Below are 957 nucleotides of genomic sequence, written 5' to 3' on the forward strand. Positions count from 1 at the left end.
CTCGTCCTCCCTCGTCGCCGTCCACCTCGCCGCCAACGCCCTGCGCAACGGCGAATGCACCATGGCCCTGGCCGGCGGCGTCACCGTCATGTCCACCCCTGCCCCGTTCGTGGAGTTCAGCCGGCAGCGGGGCCTCGCCGGCGACGGCCGGTGCAAGTCGTTCGCGGCGGCTGCGGACGGGACCGGCTGGGGCGAGGGTGTCGGGCTGCTGGTATTGGAGCGGCTCTCCGACGCCCGGCGCCTGGGCCACCCCGTCCTCGCCGTGGTCCGCGGCTCCGCCGTCAACCAGGACGGCGCCTCCAACGGGCTCACCGCCCCCAACGGGCCCTCCCAGCAACGCGTCATCCGCCAGGCCCTCGCCAACGCCGGCCTCCAGCCCTCCGACGTCGACGCCGTCGAAGCCCACGGCACCGGCACCCGCCTCGGCGACTGCACGTCGACGAACCCACCCCGCACGTCGACTGGACGGCGGGCGCCGTCGCACTGCTCACCGAAGAACAGCCCTGGCCCAGCCACGACCGCCCCCGCCGGGCCGGCGTCTCCTCCTTCGGCGTCAGCGGCACCAACGCGCACGTCATCCTCGAACAACCGCCCGTCACCGAGGAGCCGGAGGAGCGTGCCGGCACCGCCCTGCCCGTGGTCCCGTGGATCCTCTCGGCGCGGGACGAGGATGCGCTGCGGGACACCGCGGCCCGACTCGCGGACGCCCTCACCGACGACGCCTCACCACTCGACATCGGGTACTCACTCGCGACGAGCCGGGCCCTGCTCACCGAGCGGGCCGTGGTACTAGGCGCCGATCCGGAGGCCCGCCACCAGGCCCTGAAGGCCTTCGCCAACGGCCAGACCACACCCGACGTGATCACCGGCCGGGGTGGCGACGGAACCCTGACGATGGTCTTCTCCGGCCAGGGCAGCCAACGCCTGGGCATGGGCCACGACCTCTACACCACCTAC

Annotated in this window: 1 protein-coding gene and 1 pseudogene; both read left to right on the forward strand. The window is 73.7% G+C overall.

The window, feature by feature from the left end; genetic code table 11:
* Positions 1–61 precede the first annotated feature (61 nt).
* Positions 62–436: pseudogene (locus IF30_RS50945) on the forward strand (beta-ketoacyl synthase N-terminal-like domain-containing protein); the annotation flags it as partial.
* 47 nt (positions 437–483) lie between these two features.
* The coding region (locus tag IF30_RS50950; protein WP_420791208.1) for a ketoacyl-synthetase C-terminal extension domain-containing protein at positions 484–957 on the forward strand (474 nt) is incomplete at its 3' end.

It is taken from the genome of Streptomyces sp. NRRL S-350 (assembly GCF_000719705.1).
Classification (GTDB): Bacteria; Actinomycetota; Actinomycetes; order Streptomycetales; family Streptomycetaceae; genus Kitasatospora.